The organism is Pararcticibacter amylolyticus (genome assembly GCF_003130405.1).
Taxonomy (GTDB): Bacteria; Bacteroidota; Bacteroidia; order Sphingobacteriales; family Sphingobacteriaceae; genus Arcticibacter; species Arcticibacter amylolyticus.
This window is the reverse complement of sequence record NZ_QEAS01000021.1, coordinates 62,698-65,773: the sequence shown is the minus strand read 5'-3', so window position 1 is coordinate 65,773 and position 3,076 is coordinate 62,698. Positions and strand designations below refer to the sequence as shown.

Annotated in this window: 4 protein-coding genes; 3 read left to right on the top strand and 1 reads right to left on the bottom strand. The window is 48.1% G+C overall.

What is annotated here, in order from left to right; all coding sequences use genetic code 11:
• The 3 genes from DDR33_RS20980 to DDR33_RS20970 form a co-directional block, all read left to right on the top strand.
• Window positions 1-341: hypothetical protein (locus DDR33_RS20980; RefSeq protein WP_146198820.1), on the top strand; the 341-nt coding region annotated here is incomplete at its 5' end.
• Window positions 342-447: 106 nt separating this feature from the next.
• On the top strand, window positions 448-1,419 hold the full coding sequence (locus DDR33_RS20975) for a helix-turn-helix domain-containing protein (RefSeq protein WP_158280822.1): 972 nt from the start codon (window positions 448-450) through the stop codon (window positions 1,417-1,419).
• Window positions 1,419-2,480 (top strand): helix-turn-helix domain-containing protein, encoded by a 1,062-nt coding sequence (locus DDR33_RS20970; protein ID WP_109417760.1) that lies wholly within the window; start codon window positions 1,419-1,421, stop codon window positions 2,478-2,480. The genes DDR33_RS20975 and DDR33_RS20970 overlap by 1 nt, the downstream gene beginning before the upstream one ends.
• Before the next feature lie 15 nt (window positions 2,481-2,495).
• Here the strand turns inward: DDR33_RS20970 and DDR33_RS20965 are convergent.
• A partial coding sequence (locus tag DDR33_RS20965; RefSeq protein ID WP_317047464.1) for an NUDIX hydrolase occupies window positions 2,496-3,076 on the bottom strand: 581 nt, incomplete at its 5' end.

Sequence of the window (3,076 nt, the reverse complement as noted above, 5' to 3'; positions counted from 1 at the left end):
ACATGGGCAGGATAGTTGAGAAGCAGGTGCGACTCAGCATGGTCAGCATCACGGACATTTCAAAAAGTCTTAACGTTAACCGGAGAACTCTGTATAATTGGTTTACCAGGCCGAGGATACCGGAAGCAGTAGTGTTGAATATCGGAGATTGCATAGGTTACGACTTCTCTGTCCAGATACCGGGACTGGACAGTTCGGACATCATCAGAAATAAGAAAGATATTTTTGAAGGCACTTCTCTCTCTATTGATGATGATTTCTATAAAATGAAATACTTACATTTGTTAGAAAAGTATAACCAGATGCTAGAGGACATCCGGTTATACCGATTTAGCACCTGAATGAATGATATTTTACCTGCGAAGTTTCGCCTTTTTACTTTTATTAATAATCTTAGTTTCTTTCTTTTTTAAGAAATTTTCCAGGTATCGTTATCTATTTCTTTTTTTGATAACCGCTTTAAGCCATGGACTTGCTGTCATGGTGAACGCCGGGATTCCGCTTGTTTTACTGTTCGGCCCCCTTATTTTACTGGCCTTGCGCGATTACAGGCGGAAACCCGTGCAGCGGAGAAAGGCCTTGTTGCACTGCCTGCCTTTTTTACTGTTTTCACTCTGGTACTTTGTGCTATACTGGTTGATTTTCAGGGGTTTATATTCTGAAGAGATACTGGAAGGATATTACATTGCTTATTTTCTCGCGATGCCGGTGTCGCTGATTAGCTACGGTATTATGTGCCTGATGAGGTCTGCAGGTAAGCAGAGTACGTTTGAAGCGATGGCAGACCAACTGTGTTTCCTGGAGATCATTGCAGGACTGCTGATCTTATGTTTTTTTGTGAATTTTGCCACAGGGTTACCTCATTTCAGCTTTAACATTCAATGGATCGTGCTGGCGCTGCAGGGCACTTCGGTGATGCTGGTGATCCGTTTCCTGGTTTACAGTTACAGGCGAACGCAGCAGCGGAAACCGGAGAAAAAAAAATGGGAGGAGCCTCAGCTGGTTCCACTTGATGAGCGCATCCGCTCTTATAAGGGGACGATGCCGTCGCTGGATATGCTGGCTTCCTATGAGGAGAAACTGCGGGTGTACTTCATTACTTCGAAGGCTTTTCTGAACCCCGGGCTTACTGCAGGGATGGTGGCTGATGAACTGGGGATCTCGAAGTATCATTTCTCCGTGCTTCTGAATGTGTATGTGGGCAGAAACTTCTATAATTTTCTGGCTTATTACCGGATTGCCTATGCGATTGAACTGATTGAGAAAAGTGAGTCGTCTTTCAGTATGGAGGCTCTTGCTTCGGAATGCGGATTTAATTCGAAAACCTCTTTCAACCGCTATTTCCGGGAATTTACCGGGCTTACTCCGTCGGAATTTAAAGGTTACCTGGGGAACTCCGGGGTGGAGGTGCCGGCCTGATGGTAAGTATTCTCCTTATCGGTACGACGCTTACGATATGCACCTTGTGTGTATTTCTGCTTTTGAGTGCCCGCAGCGATTTTTACCTTGTATGCAGGATTTTCCTGGTATTTATCCTGATCCATTTTGTACACGTGCTCATCTGCGAGGTGTTTTTCGGGGCCCCTGAAGATCGTTTCCTTGACTGGGCGGCTCCTTATGGCTTGTTGTACGGGCCCTTCCTGGTAGCTGCGCAGCGTGCCAGTATCGGGAAACTGAATAAGCGGAAGATCCTGCTGCATGCCCTTCCGTTTGGAGTGCTGTTGGTATCCTATCTTTTGATCCTTTTCTTTGAGGGCTACCGTGAGGGATGGCTGCAGATGCACCGGATAGTGTTGTACCGGGGCCTGAATGTGTCTTTTCTGGTCTATGCATTGCTGGTGATATTCCAGAGGACTAAAGTGAAAAGATTACTGAGCCTTTTCGCGATTATATTATGTACTACCAGCCTGCTTTTTATTTCGGTGAGGCTCTCAATGCCGGAATCGAGCTTTAACCGTTTTCAGTGGCCCAGGAGTGTGGCGTATTTTATGATGACCGGGGTGGTGGCTGTGTTGTTCAGGTATGCCCTGGTGCTGCTGGCTGAGCGCATGGGGATGAAGAAGCGGCGGGTGGCGCGGCTGCAGGTGGCGGAAACGGTGGAGGTGTCTTATCAGAAATCGGTGCTGCCTGCTGATGTGATGGAAAAGTATTATGAGAGGCTGAAGAATACGATGCTTGAAGAAAAGGTGTTTCTTGACCAGGATCTTTCGCTGGAGCGGCTGGCGTCTAAACTGAAGATGCCCAGGCATCATCTGACGCAACTGCTGAGCGTTCACCTGAACTCTAATTTTTACCAGTATGTTAACGCTTACCGGGTGGATTATGCCTGTGAACTGATCAAAAAGGATAATGCCGGGACCCCGCTGGAGGAGATCGGCCTGATGAGCGGTTTTAATTCGAAAACTTCTTTTAACCGGTATTTCCGGAACCAGACGAATCTTACTCCTTCAGAGTACAGGAAGAAATACAGGGAAGAATAATCTTGTCTTCTCTTTTTATTTGAACGGTTGGGAGTGGAAGATTTCGGGATGCAGATAGCTGGCTTTGAGGAGGAAGGACACCGAATCGGTGACCCAGATCTCACCATTTTTTACCATCTCCAGCACCTGCGCTGCGGGAAGTGTGATCACCTGGATCTGCTCGGTGGGATCGAAGTGCTGCTGCGAATTGAATTCTGCATTTTTTACGAGGAATCCCCAGGTTACCTGGTCGGTCTTGGTGGGGTTGTTGGCAATCCTGCCCAGGGGAATGAGTTGCTCTGCTGAAGCCCTGATCCCGGTTTCTTCTTCGAGCTCGGCAAGGGCCGACTCTTCGATGGTTTTGCCTTCCTGCTGCATGCCGCCGGGGAGTTCGAGGAGGATCTCTTTTAATCCGTGTTTATATTGCTTTACGAGGACTATTTCGCCTGCGGGGGTGAGGGGAAGTACCATGACGACGCCTCCGAGAGGGGAATAGTAATAGTCGTCGATAATGGTGCCGTCGGGGAGCTGAACTTCATCCCTGGTGACGGGGAACCATTTGCTGGGGGAAACGTCTTGGGAGGAGAGGGTGAGCCAGGGGGTGAGCATGAGGGAGG